The following is a 19257-nucleotide window of genomic DNA, read 5'->3' on the forward strand; positions in this document are numbered from 1 at the left end:
CATGTCCTCCCACCCTGGGGCGCGCACAGCGGCGCGTGCAGGGGGTTGCAGACGAGAGTGGACCGCGCTAGCCCCGCTCTCCGCCGCTCCGGGCCGCTCCGATCCGGGCGGCCATGAGCGTGACGAGCTCGTAGACGACATGACTCGCGGCGATGCCCGTCAGCTGCGCGTGATCGTACGCGGGCGACACCTCGACCACGTCCGCGCCCACGACATCGAGGTCGCTCAGGGCACGCAGCATCCGGAGCAGTTCCCGGCTCGTCATGCCGCCGGCCTCGGGCGTTCCGGTGCCGGGGGCGTGCGCGGGGTCGAGCACGTCGATGTCGATGGAGATGTACAGCGGCCGGTCGCTGACGCGCCGCCGCACCCGCTCGATCGCCGCCTCGATGCCGCGCTCCTCGATGTCGACGCTCGAGACGATCGAGAACCCCAGGCGCTCATCGTCGTCGAGATCCTGCTTCGAGTAGAGCGGCCCGCGCGTGCCGACATGGCAACTCGCGGTGAGGTCGATCAGGCCCTCCTCGCTCGCGCGCCGGAACGGCGTGCCGTGGGTGATGGGCGCGCCGAAGTACGTGTCCCACGTGTCGAGGTGCGCGTCGAAGTGCAGCACGGCGACGGGTCCGTGCTTCTGGTTCACCGCACGCAGCAGCGGCAGCGCGATCGTGTGATCGCCGCCGACGGTGACGATCCGCTCGACCCGCGAGCCCAGGTCGACGGCGGCCTGCTCGATCTCGGCGACGGCAGCACCGATGTCGAACGGATTCGCCGGGATGTCGCCGGCGTCGACGACCTGCGCCTCGGCGAACGGCGACACGTCCTGTGCGGGATTGTACGGACGCAGCAGCCGCGACGACTCGCGCACGTGCGACGGGCCGAAGCGCGCGCCGGGGCGGTAGCTGACGCCGGTGTCGAACGGGATGCCCACGATCGCGATGTCGGCACGCGGCACGTCTTCGATGCGCGGCAGCCGTGCGAACGTCGCGATGCCCGCGTAGCGGGGGTTCACCGAGGCGTCGACCGGACCGACCGGCTCGTGGGGCTGTGTGTTGTCGTCTTGCGCAGTCATGACTCATCTCTCGGAGTGGCGGGGCCGGCGCTCTGCGCGCCGATGGTCTGAGGGAGGTGCACCAGCTGCACGCCCCCGGCCGCGATCGCCGCGACGAGCGCGGGCTCGACCTCGTCCGGTGTCTCGGCGCGTCGGCCTGTCGCCCCGAACGCGTTCGCGAGCGCGACCCAGTCGGGCTGTACGAGATCGACGCCGATGGGACGGATGCCGCGGTCCACCTCGTTCTGCTTGATCTCGGCGTATCCGCCGTTGTCGACGCACACGACGGTGAGATCGAGGCGCTGCTCGACCGCCGTCGCCAGCTCGTTGACGCAGAACATGAGCGCACCGTCGCCGACCACCGCGACGACATGGCGGCCGTCGTCGGCCGGCTGTGCGACGCGGGCGCCGATCGCGGCGGGAAGGCCGTAGCCGAGGGTCGCGTACGTCGGCGTGTACAGCAGCGAGTGCGGACGCGACTGACGCAGCACGTTCGCCAGCGCCATGTAGACGATCTGCGAGGAGTCGCCGGCCACGATCGCATCGCGCGGCAGCGCCGCAGCGATCGTCTCGGCGAGCGCCACGGTCTCGGGGAGGATCGCCCGGGTCTCGTCGGCGATCGCTGCCCGGGCGGCGTCGAGGTCCGCCGCGCGGTCGCGCACCGGGGGCGCCGCGGTGGGCAGCGCGGCCAGCAGATCCTCCACCACGGCGGCACAGTCCCCCGCGATCCCCACCGTCGCGTCGAGGTTCTTGTGCAGCTGCGCGGCAGAGATGTCGACGCGTACGACGGCCCCGCGTGCGTCGAGCGCGGGCGCCCACAGCTCGGCCTCGCCCAGCTTCGATCCGAGCACGAGCAGCACATCGGCGTCCTCGGCGACCGCCCGGGCGGCCGCGAGGCGCAGGTTCGACCCCAGCGACAGCGGATGATTCTCGTCGACGGCCGCCTTGCCGTTGAGCGTCGTGAGCACGGGCGCACCGAGACGTTCGGCGAGCGCGGTGAGAACGCGGCCGGCCCCAGTCGCACCACCCCCCGCGACGATCACGGGGCGCTCGGCGCGGGAGAGGAGCGCAACCGCTGCCTCCACCGCCGCCGCATCGCCGCGCGCGGGAGCCGGCTCGGGCCGGGCCGCGCGGGCGGCGGCGGGCACGTCCGCCGCGGACTCGAGAACGTCCAGCGGGATCTCGATGTGCACCGGTCGCGGACGGCCGGTGCGGAACAGCGCGAACGCGTCGTGCACCGCGTCGACGGCATCCGCCCCGCTCGTCACGCGGCGCGACCACTCCGCGATCGCCCCGACCATCGCGGTGGCGTCCTTCGTCTCGTGGAGGGTGCCGACGTCGCGGAACTCCGCGCCGAGCGCCACACCCGGCGAGATCACCACCAGCGGCCGCGACTCGCAGAACGCCGTGCCGATCGCGCTCATCGCGTTCTGCAGCCCCGGCCCGGAGGTGGTGATCACGACGCCCGGCAGACCCGTCTGCTGTGCCCACCCGTCGGCGCCGTACCCCGATCCCTGCTCATGCCGGTTGGTGACGGCGCGGATGCCGAGGTCGGCGAGCGGCCGGTACAGCTCGAGGTTGTGCGTGCCGGGAATGCCGAAGACGGCCGTCACGCCGTAGTTGCGCACCGTCTCGAGCACCGCCCGGCCGGTCGTGTCGGCGTACGGCGCGGCCCCGGTGTCGTTCGTGTCCATGTCTCCCCCTCGCCTCAGGATGCCGCGAACCGGCGTACGCCGCCGACCCACGTCTCGAGCACCGGGATCTGCGAGATGGCCGCTGCCTCGACCCCGAGGGGGTCGCCGCCGAGCACCGCGAAGTCGGCGTACTTGCCCGGCTCGAGCGAGCCGAGGTCGTCCTCGCGGCCGAGCGACACGGCGCCCTCGTACGTGTGCGCGCGCAGCGCGGCGCGTGCCGACACGCGCAGGTCGTCCGGCCCGAGCCTGTGGCCGCGGCGCGTGACGCGCGTGACAGCGGTCTGGATCGCCTCCAGCGGGATCGGCTCGGCGACCGGCGCGTCCGACGAGATCGTGAACGGCACGCCGGCGGCCGCGAACTCGCCGAGCGGGTTGAACCGCTCCCCCGGCGTCCCGATGGCCTGTTCCACACCCTCGCCCCAGTTGAAGTAGTGCTGCGTCTGGTTGACCGGACGGATGCCGGCTGCCGCCATGCGGCGGATCTGCTCGGGTGTCGGCAGCCCGCAGTGCTCGATGCGGTGTCGCGCATCGTCGTCCGGCCTCTCCGCGAGCGCCGCCTCGATCGCCGACACCACCATCTCGATCGCCGTCGGCGACTGCGCGTGCGTCGCCGTCTGCAGGCCTGCGCTGTGCGCCTTGCGGATGAGCTCGGCGTATTCGGCGGGCTCGTGGTACAGCTGACCGGTGCGGCAGGGGTCGCCGACGTACCCGTCGGGGAAGTACGCCGTCCAGCCGCCGAGCGTGCCGTCCGCGTACAGCTTGATGCCGGCGAAGCTGAGGTGCGCGTTGCCGAACTGGCCGACGAGCCCCATCTCGAGCGCCTCGTCGAGCAGATGCGAGAGCAGGTACATCGACACCCGCAGTTCGAGCCGCCCGGCTTCGGCGAGCCGCAGGTACATGTCGAACTCGCGCCGCGAGACCTGCGCATCGCCGAGCGTCGTCACTCCCCCGGCGAGGAAGCGCTGCGTCGCGGCATCCAGCTGCCGCAGGTGCTCCTCCGGCTCGTCGGCGAGGTGGAAGTTCGGTCCATGGTGGCCGATCTTCACGCCGTGCACGCCCGTGAGCATGTTGCACGCGGCATCCGAGATCTCGCCGGTGAGCTCGCCGTCCGCGTCTCGGAAGTACTCGCCGCCGTCGGGGTTCGGGGTGTCGCGGTCGACGCCGCTCTGCGCGAACGTGTACGAGTTCACCACCCCGCCGTGGCCCGACGCATTCATGAGGTAGACCTCGCGATCGCTCGCGACCTCGTCGAGCTCGAACCGGGTGGGATGCCGCTGCTCGGCCAGATTGCGGTGCTCGTAGCCGTACCCGCGCACCGGGCGCCCTGCCGGCAGGTCCGCGGCGGCGGCTTGCAGCAGCGCCACGATCTCGGGGATGCTGGCCGCCTTCTCCGGTCCGCAGTCGACCCAGGTCATCAGCTGCCCGTACATCAGCGGGTGGGCGTGCGCGTCGACGAACCCCGGCACGACCACCGCATCGCCGAGGTCGACCAGCTCCGGGGCGAGGCCCGCGGCGGCCGCGGCATCCCGCACCTCGTCCGCCGTGCCGACCGCGACGATCCGCCCGCGATCGATCAGCATCGCGGTGGCCGTGCGGTCGAGCGCGTCGACGGTGTGGATGGCGGCCGCCGTCAGCAGACGCGGGGTCTGCTGCGCGGGACGGTCGAACGGGGCGAGCTTTCGCATGTCTTCCTCGGTGATCGGGGTCGTGCCGGGCGACGCGGGGGGTCAGGCCGTGCGCGCGGTCGTCGTGTCGGTGCGCGGGGTGAAGGTGTCCGTCACCGGCGCCTCGTCGGAGTGCTGTGGCGCGAGCCACGTGCAGAGGCCGGCGATCAGCGCCATGCCGGTGAACATCGCGAGCACCGACCAGACGCTGCCCGTCCACGCGATCAGCTGCGTCGCGAACCAGGGCGAGAAGCCGGCCCAGATGGCTGCACCCACGCCGTAGGAGAGCGCGATCGACGTGTAGCGGGCCTGCGGGCGGAACATCTGCGCCAGGATCGCGGCGATCGGCGCGTACGTGAAGCTCATCGCGATGCGCACGAGCGAGGCGAGCAGGAAGATGACCGGCTCGACCTTGCCGGGCAGCACCAGCATGAACGGCACGAAGGTGAGCACCGAGGTCACCAGACCGATGTACATGACGTTCTTGCGGCCCCACTTGTCGCCGAGCCATGCGACCGGCAGCGTCACCACGAACTCGATGAACGACGCGATCGTCATGGCGTCGAGGATCAGCTGCGGGCTCATGCTGATCGGCTCGCCCGTCGCATAGGCGGTCGCGAACGTCGTCGCCAGGTAGTAGCCGCCGGTCGAGATCGGCAGCAGGCCGATGCCGAGCAGGATCGGCTTCCAGTTGACGCGCAGTGCGAAGGCGAGCGGCATGCTCTGCTTGCGGCCTTCCACCTTCTGCTCGAACACCGGCGACTCCTCGACGCGGTAGCGCACCCAGAACCCGACGGCGACGAGCACGATCGACAGCAGGAACGGGATGCGCCAGCCGCCGTTCATGATGAAGTCCTCGCCCCAGCGCGACATGATGGCGAACATGCCCGACGCCAGCAGCGCGCCGGCGGGGTTGCCGAGCTGCGTGAAGCCGCCGTAGAAGGTCTTCTTGCCCTCGGGCGCGTGCTCGACGCTCATCAGCACCGCACCGCCCCACTCGCCGCCGACGGCGAGGCCCTGCATCGCCCGCAACAGGATCAGCAGGATCGGAGCGACGATGCCGATCGTCTCGTACGTCGGCAGGCAGCCCACGAGCACCGTCGAGATGCCCATCAGCAGGAGCGTGATCACGAGCGAGACGCGGCGGCCGAGCTTGTCGCCGATGTGCCCGAAGATGATGCCGCCGAGCGGGCGGACGAGGAACGCGACCGCGAAGGTCGCGAACGCCGCAGCCGTCTCGGCGAGCGGGTCGCCGCTGGGGAAGAACAGAGGTCCGAACACGAGCGCGGCGGCGGTCGCGTAGACGTAGAAGTCGTACCACTCGATGGTGGTCCCCACGAAGGCGGCGATGCCGGCGCGCCGCGCCCTGCTGGTGGTGGTTGTCATGACCGCTCCTTTGCGGATGTGTCGGGATGGGAGCGATGCTAGGGACGACGGATGCCGTGGGCAAGGGCAGAACTCCAGCCTCGATGCCGCCCCGCTGGCGTTGTGAATGCTTTTGCGCGCATTCTCAACGCGTCCCGTCCGGCGATGCTCGGCATACACTTGATTTCTGTACGCCGCCACCGGCGATCTCGGGAAAATCGACGAATCGAGGATCGGGATGGATTTCGACGCCGAACTCATCCGCGAGCTGCAGATCGACGGCCGCGCCAGCATCCACTCCCTGGCGGGCCGCTTGGGTCAGTCGCGCGCCGCGGTCTCATCGCGCCTGAACGCGATGCTGTCCGACGGTACGGTACGGGTCGTCGCCGCCGTCGATCCCGTGTTCCTCGGCCAGCACGTGCTCGCGCATGTCTCGATCCGCACACGCGGCGGCGTCGAGCCCGTCGCGCAGCACCTGCGCGGACTCAGCGAGACGGTGCTGGTGTCGGCCGTCGGCGGCGCCCACGACCTCGTCACCGAGGTCCGGCTCGGGTCGATGCCGGCCCTGCACGACCTGCTCGCCGAGATCCGCGCGCTTCCCGGGGTGGCCGACATCAACACGCTCATCTACACGGACGTGGTCAAGGGCTTCTTCGTCTCGGAGTATCACGGCGACATCACCATCGACGCCATCGACACCGCGCTCATCGAGGAGCTGCAGCGCGACGGCCGCAGGAGCTACCGCGCCCTCGGCGAGGCCGTGCGCCTGTCGCCCTCCGCCGTGACGACCCGGGTGCAGCGACTCGTCGATGGCGGGGTGATCAAGATCAGCGCCGTCGAGGCGCGGGGCCTCGCACATCGACAGCTCTCCATGGGCGTCGGCCTCAACCTCGCCGGCGCGGACGTGCCCGTGACCGAGGCTCTGCGCACCTGGCGTGGCGTGGACTTCGCGGCGCGCACACTGGGGCGGTTCGACGTCGTCACCACGCTGGTCGAGCCGTCGGCCGGGGCCCTGTATGCCAGCCTCGAGCGCATCCGGGCGATCCCCGGCGTGGCGAACGTCGAAGCCTGGTTCCACCTCGCCGTCCTCAAGGAGGACTACGCGCGCACGCTCCGGCCTGCGGGAGGCGGCATCCCGCAGCCGCTGGGGTCCACGGGAGGCTGACCGCCGGGCTCTCCTGCCCGCGCCACGCGCGCGGTGCCCTCACTCCGGGTCGTTGCCCGAGTCGCGGCCGAGCCGGAACGGGGTCGTGACGCCGGAGTACGCGACATGGGTCATGAGACCCTCCGACGCGTGAGGCAGATTGTGGCAGTGGTCCATCCAGATGCCGGGGTTATCGGCGACGAAGGCCACCTCGTACGACTCGCCGTGCTCGACGTCCAGGGAATCGACCCACCACGGACTGCCCGACGACGGCTGCCCGTCCCGGGACAGCACGAGCAGATGGTGACCGTGGAGATGCATCGGATGCACCTCGCCGCTGTTGTTCGCGATGCGCATCACGACGATGTCGCCCTCGTCCACCATGTACATCGGTACGGCGGGCAGGATGCCGCCGTTGATCGTCCACCAGTAGCCCGGGCGCCCGTCGAGGAAGCCCGGCCACCGGCCGATGTCGTACGCGAAGGTGCGATCGGCGGCGGCGGGGTCCAGCCCGACGGCGGCCGGCTCCCCGTACGTGAGCAGGTCGACGGATTCCCGCGGCGCCGACGATGTGTCGGCTTCCGCACCGTCGGGTCCGACGACGAGCGACGCCCCCGGCACCTGCACCCGCACCGCGCCCTGTGCCGGCACCTGCACCTCGAGGTCGGCGCGGGCACCTGCGGTGAGCTCGACCGCCTGCCCCTCCACCTGACCGGGACGATTGAGATCCTGTCCGTCGATCGCGAGCACGCGGAAGTCCGAGCCGGTGACCCACGCCGATGTGGGCGTGCTGTCCGTGTTGATCAGCCGCACCCGCACCGTCTCACCCGGCGCCGCACGACGGTGCGCGTCGCCGACGGCGCCGTTGATCGTCCGCTGACCGCCCGGATACGTGTGGATCGCCGCGAGCGCGTCGGCTGCGGCATCCGTTCCCTCTTCTGCGGGCTCGAGGACGAGCGCGCCGAACAGACCTCCGACCACCTGCGGGTGCGACGCCTGATGCGAGTGATACCAGAACGTGCCCGCCTGCTCGGCGACGAACCGGTATGTGAAGCTCTCGCCGGGCCGCACCGCATCCTGCGTGACGCCCGCGACGCCGTCCATCGCCGCCGGGACATCGACCCCGTGCCAGTGGAGCGTGACGCCGTCGGCCACATCATCGTTGCGCACAACCACCTCGACGAGTTCGCCCTGCCTGGCCCGGATGGCGGGACCGGGCGACTGGCCGTTGAGCGTGAATCCGTCGAACGGCTCGCCGCCGTCCGGCGTGATGCGCTCGGCGCGTGCGACGAGCTCCACGTGGACGTCCGCGGGCCGGTCGGGATCGGCCACAAGATCGGTCACACTCGTCGTGCCCGAGCCGATCGCTGCCGTGGCCCCGACCGACGTGTCGTCGTGCACCGCTGCATGCGCCGCAGCGGAGCCTGAGCCGCCGCCGGGTCCGCCGCCGTAGTCGGGCACGCCCATGTCCATGGCGAAGTAGGTCCCCGGAAGGACGCTGGCCCACCACGCCCATCCGAATGCCACCAACGCGGTCGCGACGACCACCAGCGCGAGCCGGCGGGCGAACCACGCCCACCGGCTCGCCGCCGGAGCCGTTCTCGACGGCGTGCTCTCGGCCCGCGCGGCCTCAGACCGCGGCACCGGCTGTGGTGGCTGTCGACGCCGCGGCCGACGGCACCCGGGTCTTCGACGCGCGCAGCCCCGCGATCAGGGCGGTCGCGAACAGCAGCAGCGCGTTGACGCCGTGCAGGAAGCCCAGCATCGGGATGCCGTGGCCCAGCAGGCCGAGGGTCACCTGGAGCACGACCAGCGCGAGCACGCCGACTGCGAAGGCGATGCCGCGCGGGACCTTGGCGAAGAACGACACGATCACGAGGGCCAGCGCGAGGACCGGGATGACCATCATGCCGTTCATGCCGTGGATCATGAAGCCCAGCGCCTCGGGGAACGGCGGCGGTCCCTCCTGGGCCGACGCGTCGACCACGCCCCCCTCCGCGATATAGAGGCCGAGCCCGGCGGACGCCCACGCGTGGGACGCCGCCTGCAGCGCGACGAGCGCGCAGATGGTGAACGAGATGATGCGGTATGCGAGACGCATGATTCCCCCAGAGTCGTCGGAGCGATGTCACTTCAGAGCACGCCGACGGCGCGGTGATACATCCCCGTGCCACACCGCCTCAGCGGCGCCGTACCCCTCAGGCCGCGGCGAGCGCGGCGAGCGCGGCGTTACCGCGGCCCCCACTGCGCCGGCGGCCCCGCGCTGGGGCGTCGCGGGGTGTACGTCTTCCACACCTGGGTGAATCGGAATCCGCCGTACCCCGCGGTGGTCGCGACGATCGCGAGCCCCACGACCACGCCTACGGCGACCGGCCCGCCGCCCGGCATACCGAGTGCCGTGCAGAGACCGCCGGCGAACATCCCACCCACCGATCCCGTGACGAGGGCGCTCATGATCAGCGACGACCCGAGCACCTGCTCGAGACCCCCGCGATAGCGCAGGAACGAGTAGGTGACCGTCATGCCGATGTCGTCGTCATGGGGAGAAGCGAGGAAGTACTCGGTCGCCGTCGGATCGACGTCCGCGTATCCACCGCGGATGCGATTCATCGCCAGCACGAACATCATGTCCTCTTCGGAGATCGTCAGCATGCGGATCAGCGTGAGGAGGCCGACCACGGTCAGAAAGCCGAGGATCGCCAGCGCCGCGGTGGGAAACCAGGATCCGAACCTCGTCGCCTGCCCGAGGAGTCCGATGGTGACGAGGCCCGCGGAGACGAGCGTGAGGTAGATCGTGATCCGCGTGAGCACTTCGCTCTGGGCCGTGCTGCGCGCCGCGAGCAGCCCCCAGTGCTCGGTCGCGAGGATCTGCAGCCGGCGGGCGAGTGCCGCATCGCTGAGCACGTCGGCGGCATGGGCGTTCTCACCGGCGCGCTCGGACGCGCCCGCCCCCTCGTCGACCCCAGTCGCCATGGCTCATCGTCCCACTCGCCTTCGCTGGACGAAAGAGCGTCGGTCCGGCCGATCTCGCTTCGCCCCGCACCGCCTGCGATAGCGTCGGAGCGCGCGGTGCTGCGCGCAGGAGGACGGTGCACATGGATCATTTCGACACCATCGTCGTGGGCGCGGGGGTCGCGGGGCTCACCGCGGCGCGACTGCTCGTCGAGGCCGGACGAGACGTCGTCGTGCTGGAGGGCCGCGACCGCGTCGGCGGCCGCATCTCCACCGACCGCCGTTTCGGGCTGGTCACCGACATGGGCGCGTCGTGGATCCACGGCATCACCGACTCCCCCGTGGCCGCCGCCGCGGAGGCGTTCGGCATGCGCATGGTCGAGTTCACCGTCGGCGGGTACCAGCCCGACAGCCGTCCGATCGCGTACTACGGCCCCGATGGTCGTCGATTGACGGATGCCGCGGCCCAGGCGTTCGTCGAGGACATCCACTCCGTGGACGCCGCCCTGCTCGAGGTGATCGCGACCTCCGCGCCCGACGCGTCATACCGCGACGTCACCGACGCGGCGCTGGCTGCCCAGGGATGGGACGCCGAGCGCACGGCGCGGGTGCGCGAGTTTCTGGAGCACCGCTCCGAGGAGCAGTACGGTGCCTGGATCGAGGACCTCGCGGCCCACGGCCTCGACGACGACGCGATCGAGGGCGACGAGGTCGTGTTCCCCGACGGCTACGACCGCCTTCCGCGACGGCTGGCGGAGGGCCTCGACATCCGACTGATCCATGTCGTCTCCCGGGTGCAGTGGTCAGAGCAGGGGGTCGTCGTCACGACCGACCACGGCGCCTTCTCGGCCGACACGGCCGTCGTCACCGTCCCGGTCGGGGTGCTGCAGTCCGAGGAGTTCGTCATCGAGCCGGCGCTTCCCGACCCGGTCGCCGGTGCGCTGAGCAGGGTGAGCATGAACGCCTTCGAGAAGGTGTTCCTGCGGTTCCGAACCCGTTTCTGGGACGACGGGGTCTACGCGATCCGGCAGCAGGGACCGGAGAGCCGCTGGTGGCACTCGTGGTACGACCTCACCGCGCTCCACGACACGCCCACCCTGCTGACGTTCGCCGCCGGACCCGCAGCCGTCGAGACGCGCGACTGGACCGAGGAGGAGATCGTCGATTCGATCCTCGTGCAGCTGCGGCGCCTGTACGGCGATCGCGTGGAGAAGCCGACGGCGGTGCACGTCACCGACTGGCAGGACGACCCGTGGTCGCACGGCTCCTACGCCTACATGACGGTGGGGTCGGCGACGTCCGACCACGACGACCTCGCGACGCCGATCGGGGGCGTCCTCCATCTCGCCGGCGAGGCGACCTGGACGGACGACCCTGCCACCGTCACGGCGGCGATGTGCTCCGGCCACCGCGCAGCATCGCGCGTGCTGGGGCACGACATCCCCATCGAGACCGCCTGGACCTGACCGCTTTCGGCCCGGCTTTCGCTTTATCGGCGCGTTCAGGGCAGGCTTGGGCAATGCAGCGCACGGTCAGCAGCACCATCGTCCTCACCGTCACCGAGCCCGCCGACCTGGTCTTCTCGATCGCGGCGGCCGGCGTCTACGACATGAGCACCGAGTATGTCACCGCGACTCTGGACGGCGCGCCGGTCTCGATCGCCGAGCTGACCGACGTCCACTCCACGCGGCTCCATCGGGTTCAGAGCGGCATCGGCGAGCTCGTGATGAGCTACACCGCCACCATTGAGGGCACGGCGACGCCGACGGCACGCGACGACGTGGAGCTCCTGACGTACCTGCGCCCCAGCAGGTATGCCGAGTCGGACGCGCTCGCCGAGACGTCTGCCGCCGAGTTCCGCGGCATCCAGGGTGGAGCCGAGCTCCTCACGGCGGTCTCGTCGTGGGTCGGCACACGGCTGAGCTACATCCCGGGCTCCTCCCTCCCGACCGACGGGGCGGTGCGCACCCTGCTCGCCCGCAGCGGCGTCTGCCGCGACTACTCGCACCTCTGCGTCGCGCTGCTGCGCGCCCGGGGAGTCCCGGCCCGCTCGGTCGCCGTGTACGCGCCCGGGCTCGACCCGATGGACTTCCACGCGGTCGCCGAGGCGTGGGTGGATGGCGCCTGGCGGGCGGTCGACGCGACCACACTCGCCCCACGTTCGACGCTGGTGCGGATCGCCACGGGAAGGGATGCCGCCGACACGGCGTTCCTCAACGTCCTGTCGGGGCGGGCGGAACTCCAGAGCGTCTCTGTCACCGCCGTGGCCGACGAACTGCCGAACGACGATCTCGACCAGCTGGTCAGCGTGCTCTGACCCCGCGAGGCGGGAGACCCAGCCACGGCGAGGCGGCGCCCTACGCCTCAATCGCTGACCCGGCGGTCGTCGTCCCCTACAGCCCGCGTGTGAAGACGCGCACCGGCGGCGTTGAACAGGCACAGCACCTCGAGCACGCCCGGACCGGGATTGCTGAACCCGTGCGGAACGCGGGTGTCGAACTCCACCGCGGCACCCGCCTCCACGATCAGGTCATCGTCTGCCAGCAGCAGGCGCATGCGCCCGGAGATCACATAGATCCAATCCCAGCCGGGATGCACCCACTGGCGGATGTCGGCATCCGGAGCGGGCGGGTGGACCTGTTTGAAGGCTTCCCACGGGCCGTCTCCGCCGGACAGGGGCACCGTCACGATTCCCTCGCGCACCCGTGGCCGTGGACGAATGCGCGGGTCGCCCAGAGCGGGAGCATCGACCAGGTCATCGAGCGTCAATCGGTAGACGCGCGCAAGGGGAAGCAGAAGATTGAGATGCGGTCGCCTCGAGCCGGACTCGAGTCGCGACAGAGTGCTGATCGAGATGCCGCTCGCCTCGCTCACGGTGGCGAGGGTGAGACGCCGCGACTCCCTGATTGAGCGGAGGCGCGCACCGAGTCCTGCGAAGGCGGCGTCTCGCTCCACGGCCGGGTCCCTCCTCGTCCTCGCTCCCGCATCGGAGTCCGTCGTGGTCGTCTCTGCGCGGTTTGTTGTCAACTTGGCAAATCTGGTTGCGACTCTACCCACACGACTGCGACCGTCGCAGGCATGGAGCATTCAACGGACGCTGTCGACGTCATCGTGGTGGGCGGTGGGCCGGCGGGCCTCAGCGCAGCCCTTCTGCTGAGTCGAGCGCGGCGCCGGGTCGTCGTCATCGACGACGGCCGGCCGCGCAACGCGTATGCCGCACACATGCACGGCGTCCTCGGGCACGACGGCCTCCCCCCGCGGCGACTGCTCGAGCTCGGCAGTCAGGAGATCAGCGGATACGGCGGCCGATTCGAACAGGGCACCGCGTCGGCGCTGACCGTGCGGGACGATGCGGTCGAGGTGTCGATGACCACGACGGAGACGCGCTTGCGTGCACGTCGCGTGCTGGTGGCGACCGGCCTGACCGATGAGCTGCCCGACATCCCGGGCCTCCGCGATCAGTGGGGACGCGGAGTCGTCGTCTGTCCGTACTGCGACGGCTGGGAGCACCGCCTCGATGTGGTCGGCGTGATCGCGACCTCTCCGCGCAGCGTCGAGCAGGCACAGCTGCTGCGCCAGTGGTCCGAACGCGTCGTCTACTTCCCGGGCGCCTTCGGCGAACCAGACTCCGAGGACGCGGCTGCGCTCGCCGATCGGGGCATCCGAATCGAACTCGGAGACGTCGCAGGACTCCGTATCGATGGAGATCAAGTGACCGGCGTTGATCTCGGCGACCGCGTGGTCTCGGTCGGTGTGATCTTCGTCGGCACCCGGCTGAGACCCCATGACTCTCTGCTGCGCGCCGTCGGTGCGACCGCCACCGAGGACGAGACCGGGAGTTGGATCACGGTCGACGACGACGGCCAGACCAGCGTGCGAGGCGTGTACGCCGTCGGCAACGTGGTCAATCCGCGTTCGAACGTCTCCGTCTCGCTGGGCCTCGGAACGCTCGTGGGAGGTTCGATCAACCTCGACCTGCTCGCCGATGACATCGCGCAGACCCGACGCACGACGCGCCGAGCCGCCGGGTGAGGAATCAGCGAGGTGCTGCGGCCCGCTGGATATGGCGACGCGATGTGCCGTTCCTCCGGGTCGCGACAAGGGACCCGCCGAGGAGAAGCAGGACGCCGGCGACGACAGCGGCTGACATCGGGTCCGCGCCGGTCGCGGGCAGGGCCGCCGCGCCCGGTGGGGGTGGTGGCGTCGTCGGGGCCGGTGCCGCGGCGACGAACACTGCCACGCCGAACTGCGCGCTTGTCGCGCCGTCCTTGTCGGTGGCCGTGACTGACGCGGTGTAGACGCCGGCGGCGGCGTAGACGTGGGTGACCGGTGGATCCGCGGGGCCGGAGAGACTGACGACGGGTGTGCCGTCGCCCCAGTCGATTGTGTACGTGAAGAGCGACGCCATGTCGGCAGACGACGGGTCCTCTGCGCCGACCTTCATCGTGAAGGGAACGTCGGCGGTCGCCGCGGCGGCGCCCGTCACGACGGCGGTCGGTGACGCATTGGTCACCGCCAGCTCGGCGGTGTCGGTGACGGCCTGGTTCCCCAGATCGACGCGGATGGCGACCGTGTGCACCGAAGGGCCGTCGGTGATACCGAGCGCCTCCAGCTGCGCCCAAGTCAGCGTGGGCGATGGCCCCGATGCGTCCGTGAAGGCGCCGTCACCGTCGACATCCCACTGGTACGTGGCTCCTGGGGTCGATCCTGACCCGTCGAGCGACAGGCTGCCGCCCTCCGCCACGGAATATGGTCCCCCCGCAACCGCGACCGGTGCGGGCTGTTGCACGACCTGCAGCAGGTTGCCCCCGCTGCCTGCGTAGGCCGGAGCACCCGAATAGGTGGCCGTGATCACGTGGCTGCCGGCGCCGAGATCGCTCGTCACGAGTGTCGCCCTGCCGCTTGCATCGACCACGACGCCCGACGCGAGGGGGATGCCTCCCTCCGAGAACGACACCGAGCCCGTGCTGACCGGTGTGGGACCGGAGGTGACGATGGCCGTGAACGTCACCGGCTGGCCGACGGACGAGGGGCTCGGGCTCGAGGTGAGAAGCGTCGTGGTGGGACTCGCGGTGGTGAAGGTGAGGCACCAGCCGCCGCTGATGGATCCGGCGTCGCCGGTGGCGTCATCCAGCACCCAGAGACTCCACACCCCGTTGCCGTTCACGCCGTTGAAGGCCGCCAGTGCGGTGGCCCCGCTGGGTGCCGGCGCCGGTGCGGGGAAGGCCGTATCCGCCGCATCGGCGTCGTCATCCGTCGGCCGGAAGGTTCCCGTCACAAGCGGCGTGGGCACCGGCCCCGCGGCGGCATCGTCCAACACGATCGTCGCCCCGTTGACCGGGGAGGTGCCCCCGACGTCGCTCATCAGCAGCACATTGGTGGTCGGGACCGGACCGGACAGGAGCACGTCGAGATCGACGGGCACTGCGTGCGAGACGCCGTTGAGTGTCGCGGTGACCTTGGAGACGGGCGCCGTGAGTCCGGAGACGGTGATGTTCGACGGGTACGGCGATGCCGTGCCGTTCGAGGGGATGGCGAATGCGCCGGGGTTGCAGTAGGTCGTGCCCGTGACCACCGTCGCGTTGTCGACCCGTTGCGATACGGAGCCGTTGCTCGTCAGGAAGCCGGGTGCTCCGGAGTAGGTCGCCGTTATGGCATGCGTGCCTTCGGAGGGGGAACCCAGCGTGATGGATGCTGTGCCGGAGGCGGACAGGAAGACGGGGGCGACCGGCGCGCCGTCCAGGGTGAAGGACACGGTGCCGACGGTCACGGGGACGCCTGCCGCATTCACCGACGCGGTGATCGTCACCGGGGCGCCGGTGACCGAGGGAGTTCCGGACGTGGTGACAGTGGTGACGGTGGGTGCGGCAGTGACCTGCGTGGTGATGACGAGGCTCCAGCCCCCGGCCATCTGCCCCAGATCTCCGGTGGTGTCATCCACGATGAACAGCTGCCATGTGCCGTTCGCATCGATGCCGGTGAAGGCGCCGGCGAGGGTCGTCTGCGCCGAGGGAGCCGGTGCCGGCGCGAGGAAGGAGTCTCCCGCGACGTTGTTGGTGGGGCGGTACGTGCCGGTGGGGACATTCCCAGTCGGAACTCCACCGGCGGCCGCATCGTCGAAGGTGAGCGTGGCGCCGGTGGCGAATGCGAGAGTGCTCGTCGGATCCCCGATGTCGGAGAGCAGAACGAGGTTCTCGCCGCTCGGCGCGACGACCATGGCGTCGAGGTCGTTGAGAGCCGAGTGTGTCAGGCCGTTGAAGACGACGCGCACCGACGACACGGTTCCCGCCAAGCCCGAGACCGTGATCGGCGACGGATACGGGCTCGCCGCACCCACCTGGTCGGCCGACCCGGTGGCGGGGATGGCGATGGACGCGGCATTCGTGAAGGTCGTGGGCCCGTCGGCGCGAGCGGGCGAGGCGACCATGGTGCCGAAGAGAGCGAGGAGGAGGGCGATGGATGCCGCGACTCCGCGTCTTGGCAGACGCCCGGGTGCAGCAGCGGAGCGGTGGGCGTCGGATCTGGCCATGGAAATCGCCACTCCCTGTCGGGATCCGCGTCGCTGTGCTGCCGGCGGGCGAGGGGCTGGCGGACTCTGTTGTCTGACGGCACACTATGACTGCGGAGGGTCCTTGTACAGACCTCGCCCCGTTCTGGACCCCGGGGCTATTCGGCGTCTTCCGAGGAGCACCCGTGGATCCCTATATCGGCGAGATTCGCTGCTTCGGCTTCAACTTCGCCCCTCGGGGGTGGCTGGCTTGCGAGGGCCAGCTGATGTCGATCTCGCAGAACAGCGCCCTTTTCTCGCTGCTCGGCACCATGTATGGGGGCGATGGGGCCACCACCTTCGCCCTCCCCGACCTGCGGGGGCGCGCCTCGCTCGGGGCCGGGGCAGCACCGGGCCTCACCCCCCGGAACGAGGGCGACGCCGGTGGAGCTGAGGTGGTGACCCTCACCGCTCCGGCACTGCCGCCGCATAGCCACACCGTCGCTGCATCATCCAGCGCTTCGACCAAGAACCCGTCGGGCGCAACGCCGGCCGTCACCGGCGCCGGAGCTTCCTACGGCACCACAGACGACCTGATCATGGATCCAGCGATGATCGGGGGCGGCGGAGACGCCCAGCCACACGACAACATGCAGCCGTACCTGGTGTTGAACTGGTGCATCGCGATCGATGGTGCCTTCCCGCCGCGCGACTGACTCAGAGTCCGAGTTCGGCGACCCGCTCGATACTCAGCACCGCCCGAGGGCCGGCTCTGGTCCACAGGCAAACCTGACGAGCAGTGACCATCGAGGCGAATCACCGTGCTGCGAGTCGACCCGGCAGCTCTTCGATGACGTGGTCACATCGCACCAACGACGAAGTCCCGGGAACCCTGAGGTTCCCGGGACTCTCTGTCGGGATGACAGGATTTGAACCTGCGACCCCTTGACCCCCAGTCAAGTGCGCTACCAAGCTGCGCCACATCCCGTCGGCCCCGCTTCCGCGCGGACAACTCCCCCATCCTACCCGCTCCGCGGAGGCCTCGCGAACCGGCATGCGCCCGGGCGCGGCATCGATCTGCGCCTTGCCGGTGTCGGCGGCGCGCACTAGGTTCACCGCATGGCGCACATCACCATCGAACCGGCCACCGCGGATCGCTTCGACGACGCCGAGCACGCGCTGAGCGGCGGCGGCGACGGGTACGGCTGCCAGTGCCAGTGGTGGATGATGCCCAACAGCGAGTGGGATCGGACGACGAGAGAGCAGCGCGAGGGCATGCTGCGCGCCGAGTTCGACGTCGGGCCACCGCCGGCTCTCATCGCATACGTCGACGGCGAAGCCGCAGGCTGGGTGCGGGTCGGACCCCGCCACCGGCAGGTGCGGCTCGGGCGCACGCGCAAGCTGGCGCCGAACTCGCAAGAACCGTGGGACGACGAGTCGGTCTGGACCGTCAGCTGCTTCGTCGTGCGCAAGCAGCATCGCGGCCAAGGTCTCAACGCGCGACTGCTCGACGCCGCGATCGACTACGCCCGCGCGAGCGGGGCACGCGTCATCGAGGCCTACCCGTTCGACCCCGACGCAGGCAAGAAGATCCCGGTCAACGACCTCTACCACGGCGTGGTGTCGACCTTCGAAGCTGCCGGCTTCCGTGAGGTCGCTCGCCCGCAGCCCCACCTCGCGATCGTCTCGCTCGACCTGGCCGGCTGACGACCGCTGGCGTGGAGACTCGGGGTCGCCTCGGGCATGCGACGATGAGGGTCGGCCTGCATCTCGAGGAGGACCATGCGTCGGCTGTGGATCGGCTTCGTGCCGTATATCGCGGTGTCGCTCGCGCACGTCGCGGCTCTCGCCGCGGACGCGACCGCCGTCGCTGCGCCCACCAAGCTGGCGCTGATGCCGCTGCTCGCCGTCGCCGTCGTCTGGGGCTCGCGCGGCTCCGCCTGGACGACCGCTCAGACGCTGCTCGTCGTCGCGCTCGGGCTGTCGTGGCTCGGTGACGGTGCGGGCGCGTTCTTCCCGTGGCTGCCCACCGTGCCCGCCATGCTGCTCTTCTTCGGACTCGCACACCTCTGCTACATCTGGCTGTTCTGGCGCATGCTCGCCGTCCGGCGCGTGCCGCCGTGGGCGGCCGTCTTCGCTGTGTGGTGGATCGTGCTCCTGGCGGTGCTGTGGCCCCATCTCGGCGGCCTCACCGTCGCGGTCGCGCTCTACGGCCTGGTGCTGGGCGGCACGGCGGTCGCGGCATCCCGCTGCCATCCTCTGGTCGTATGGGGCGGCGTGTTCTTCCTCACCTCCGATTCGGTGCTCGCGTTCCGGCTGTTCCTGCCCGACGCCATGCCGGACTGGACGAGCCCCCTCGTCATGCTGACCTACTGCCTCGGCCAGGGACTCATCGCCGCCGGCGTGCTCGCCGGCGTCCGGGCGCGCCGACCGCTCCCCACCCCGGCGGTGACGGCATGACAGACCCCTTCACCCCCGGCAAGACGGTGCGTGTGGATGCCTGGCTCTGGGCCGTGCGGATCTACAAGACCCGCTCGGCGGCGACGACGGCGTGCCGTGCAGGGCACGTCCGGGTCGGCGGCGAGCGCGCGAAGGCGGCCCAGCAGCTGCGCATCGGTGACGAGGTGCGCGTGCGCATCGACGGGTTCGACCGGATGCTCGTGGTGCGTCAGCCGATCTCGAAGCGCGTCGGCGCTCCCCTCGTCGCGACCGCCATGGAGGACCGCACGCCTCCGCGCGATCCGACGCCGATCATGGCACAGCGAGACCGCGGCGCGGGCCGGCCGACCAAGCGGGAGCGCCGCGAGATCGACCGGCTGCGCGGCCAGGACCGTTGATCGCTGCCGCTGCCCTCCGCGGCCTGTCACGCGGCGGCAGCGATCAACGGTCCTGGCCGCGCAGCCGGT

Annotated in this window: 17 protein-coding genes and 1 tRNA gene; 8 read left to right on the forward strand and 10 right to left on the reverse strand. The window is 70.6% G+C overall.

From position 1 onward, the window contains the following. Positions 1-67: 67 nt before the first annotated feature. From speB to ACI3KY_RS05180, 4 genes are read right to left on the reverse strand one after another with little or no spacing between them, the layout of a single operon-like run. Positions 68-1066, reverse strand: a complete 999-nt coding sequence (speB, locus tag ACI3KY_RS05165; protein ID WP_404929134.1) for an agmatinase — start codon at positions 1064-1066, stop codon at positions 68-70. Beyond that, positions 1063-2739: a thiamine pyrophosphate-binding protein gene (locus ACI3KY_RS05170; protein WP_404929135.1), complete on the reverse strand. Its 1677-nt coding sequence runs from the start codon at positions 2737-2739 to the stop codon at positions 1063-1065. Before ACI3KY_RS05170 ends, speB begins: the two co-directional genes overlap by 4 nt. A 14-nt stretch (positions 2740-2753) precedes the next feature. Then, entirely contained in the window at positions 2754-4424 is a 1671-nt protein-coding gene (locus ACI3KY_RS05175; protein WP_404929136.1) for an amidohydrolase, read from the reverse strand. A gap of 42 nt (positions 4425-4466) precedes the next feature. After that, positions 4467-5789, reverse strand: a complete 1323-nt coding sequence (locus ACI3KY_RS05180) for an MFS transporter (RefSeq protein ID WP_404929137.1) — start codon at positions 5787-5789, stop codon at positions 4467-4469. 217 nt (positions 5790-6006) lie between these two features. Between ACI3KY_RS05180 and ACI3KY_RS05185 the strand changes: the two genes are divergently transcribed. Beyond that, complete coding sequence (locus ACI3KY_RS05185; RefSeq protein ID WP_404929138.1) at positions 6007-6933, forward strand: Lrp/AsnC family transcriptional regulator; 927 nt, start codon at positions 6007-6009, stop codon at positions 6931-6933. Positions 6934-6972: 39 nt separating this feature from the next. Here ACI3KY_RS05185 and ACI3KY_RS05190 read toward each other — a convergent pair whose 3' ends face one another. The 3 genes from ACI3KY_RS05190 to ACI3KY_RS05200 all read right to left on the reverse strand — a co-directional run bounded on the left by ACI3KY_RS05190 (position 6973) and on the right by ACI3KY_RS05200 (position 9885). Continuing rightward, positions 6973-8556 (reverse strand): multicopper oxidase family protein, encoded by a 1584-nt coding sequence (locus tag ACI3KY_RS05190; RefSeq protein WP_404929139.1) that lies wholly within the window; start codon positions 8554-8556, stop codon positions 6973-6975. After that, positions 8543-9013, reverse strand: a complete 471-nt coding sequence (locus ACI3KY_RS05195) for a hypothetical protein (protein WP_404929140.1) — start codon at positions 9011-9013, stop codon at positions 8543-8545. The genes ACI3KY_RS05190 and ACI3KY_RS05195 overlap by 14 nt, the downstream gene beginning before the upstream one ends. 128 nt (positions 9014-9141) lie before the next feature. After that, entirely contained in the window at positions 9142-9885 is a 744-nt protein-coding gene (locus ACI3KY_RS05200; RefSeq protein WP_404929141.1) for a hypothetical protein, read from the reverse strand. Positions 9886-10007: 122 nt separating this feature from the next. Between ACI3KY_RS05200 and ACI3KY_RS05205 the strand changes: the two genes are divergently transcribed. Together ACI3KY_RS05205 and ACI3KY_RS05210 are read left to right on the forward strand one after the other, a co-directional pair. After that, positions 10008-11330 carry a flavin monoamine oxidase family protein gene (locus tag ACI3KY_RS05205; protein WP_404929142.1) on the forward strand — a complete coding sequence of 441 codons (1323 nt, stop codon included), beginning with the start codon at positions 10008-10010 and terminating at the stop codon, positions 11328-11330. A 53-nt stretch (positions 11331-11383) separates the two neighbouring features. Beyond that, the gene (locus ACI3KY_RS05210; RefSeq protein ID WP_404929143.1) at positions 11384-12181 is read left to right on the forward strand and encodes a transglutaminase family protein; all 798 of its coding nucleotides are present in this window, start codon (positions 11384-11386) and stop codon (positions 12179-12181) included. Positions 12182-12228: 47 nt separating this feature from the next. On the opposite strand, the gene ACI3KY_RS05215 is transcribed toward ACI3KY_RS05210, so the two are convergent. Continuing rightward, positions 12229-12819: an XRE family transcriptional regulator gene (locus ACI3KY_RS05215; protein WP_404929144.1), complete on the reverse strand. Its 591-nt coding sequence runs from the start codon at positions 12817-12819 to the stop codon at positions 12229-12231. A 123-nt stretch (positions 12820-12942) separates the two neighbouring features. Between ACI3KY_RS05215 and ACI3KY_RS05220 the strand changes: the two genes are divergently transcribed. After that, positions 12943-13896 (forward strand): NAD(P)/FAD-dependent oxidoreductase, encoded by a 954-nt coding sequence (locus ACI3KY_RS05220; RefSeq protein WP_404929145.1) that lies wholly within the window; start codon positions 12943-12945, stop codon positions 13894-13896. 4 nt (positions 13897-13900) lie between these two features. Here ACI3KY_RS05220 and ACI3KY_RS05225 read toward each other — a convergent pair whose 3' ends face one another. Beyond that, a complete protein-coding gene (locus ACI3KY_RS05225) occupies positions 13901-16393 on the reverse strand; it encodes an Ig-like domain repeat protein (protein ID WP_404929146.1) in 2493 nt (830 codons plus the stop codon). Positions 16394-16557: 164 nt separating this feature from the next. Here ACI3KY_RS05225 and ACI3KY_RS05230 point away from each other — a divergent pair, with 164 nt between their 5' ends. Next, positions 16558-17067 (forward strand): phage tail protein, encoded by a 510-nt coding sequence (locus ACI3KY_RS05230; protein ID WP_404929147.1) that lies wholly within the window; start codon positions 16558-16560, stop codon positions 17065-17067. A gap of 198 nt (positions 17068-17265) precedes the next feature. Here the strand turns inward: ACI3KY_RS05230 and ACI3KY_RS05235 are convergent. Next, positions 17266-17339 (reverse strand) — tRNA-Pro (locus ACI3KY_RS05235). Positions 17340-17470: 131 nt separating this feature from the next. Here ACI3KY_RS05235 and ACI3KY_RS05240 point away from each other — a divergent pair. The 3 genes from ACI3KY_RS05240 to ACI3KY_RS05250 all read left to right on the forward strand — a co-directional run bounded on the left by ACI3KY_RS05240 (position 17471) and on the right by ACI3KY_RS05250 (position 19188). Continuing rightward, entirely contained in the window at positions 17471-18058 is a 588-nt protein-coding gene (locus ACI3KY_RS05240; protein WP_404929148.1) for a GNAT family N-acetyltransferase, read from the forward strand. A gap of 75 nt (positions 18059-18133) precedes the next feature. Beyond that, entirely contained in the window at positions 18134-18811 is a 678-nt protein-coding gene (locus ACI3KY_RS05245) for a lysoplasmalogenase (RefSeq protein WP_404929149.1), read from the forward strand. After that, positions 18808-19188 (forward strand): RNA-binding S4 domain-containing protein, encoded by a 381-nt coding sequence (locus tag ACI3KY_RS05250; protein WP_404929150.1) that lies wholly within the window; start codon positions 18808-18810, stop codon positions 19186-19188. Before ACI3KY_RS05245 ends, ACI3KY_RS05250 begins: the two co-directional genes overlap by 4 nt. Positions 19189-19257 lie beyond the last annotated feature (69 nt).

Source organism: Microbacterium sp. ZW T2_14 (genome assembly GCF_044987405.1).
GTDB lineage: Bacteria > Actinomycetota > Actinomycetes > Actinomycetales > Microbacteriaceae > Microbacterium.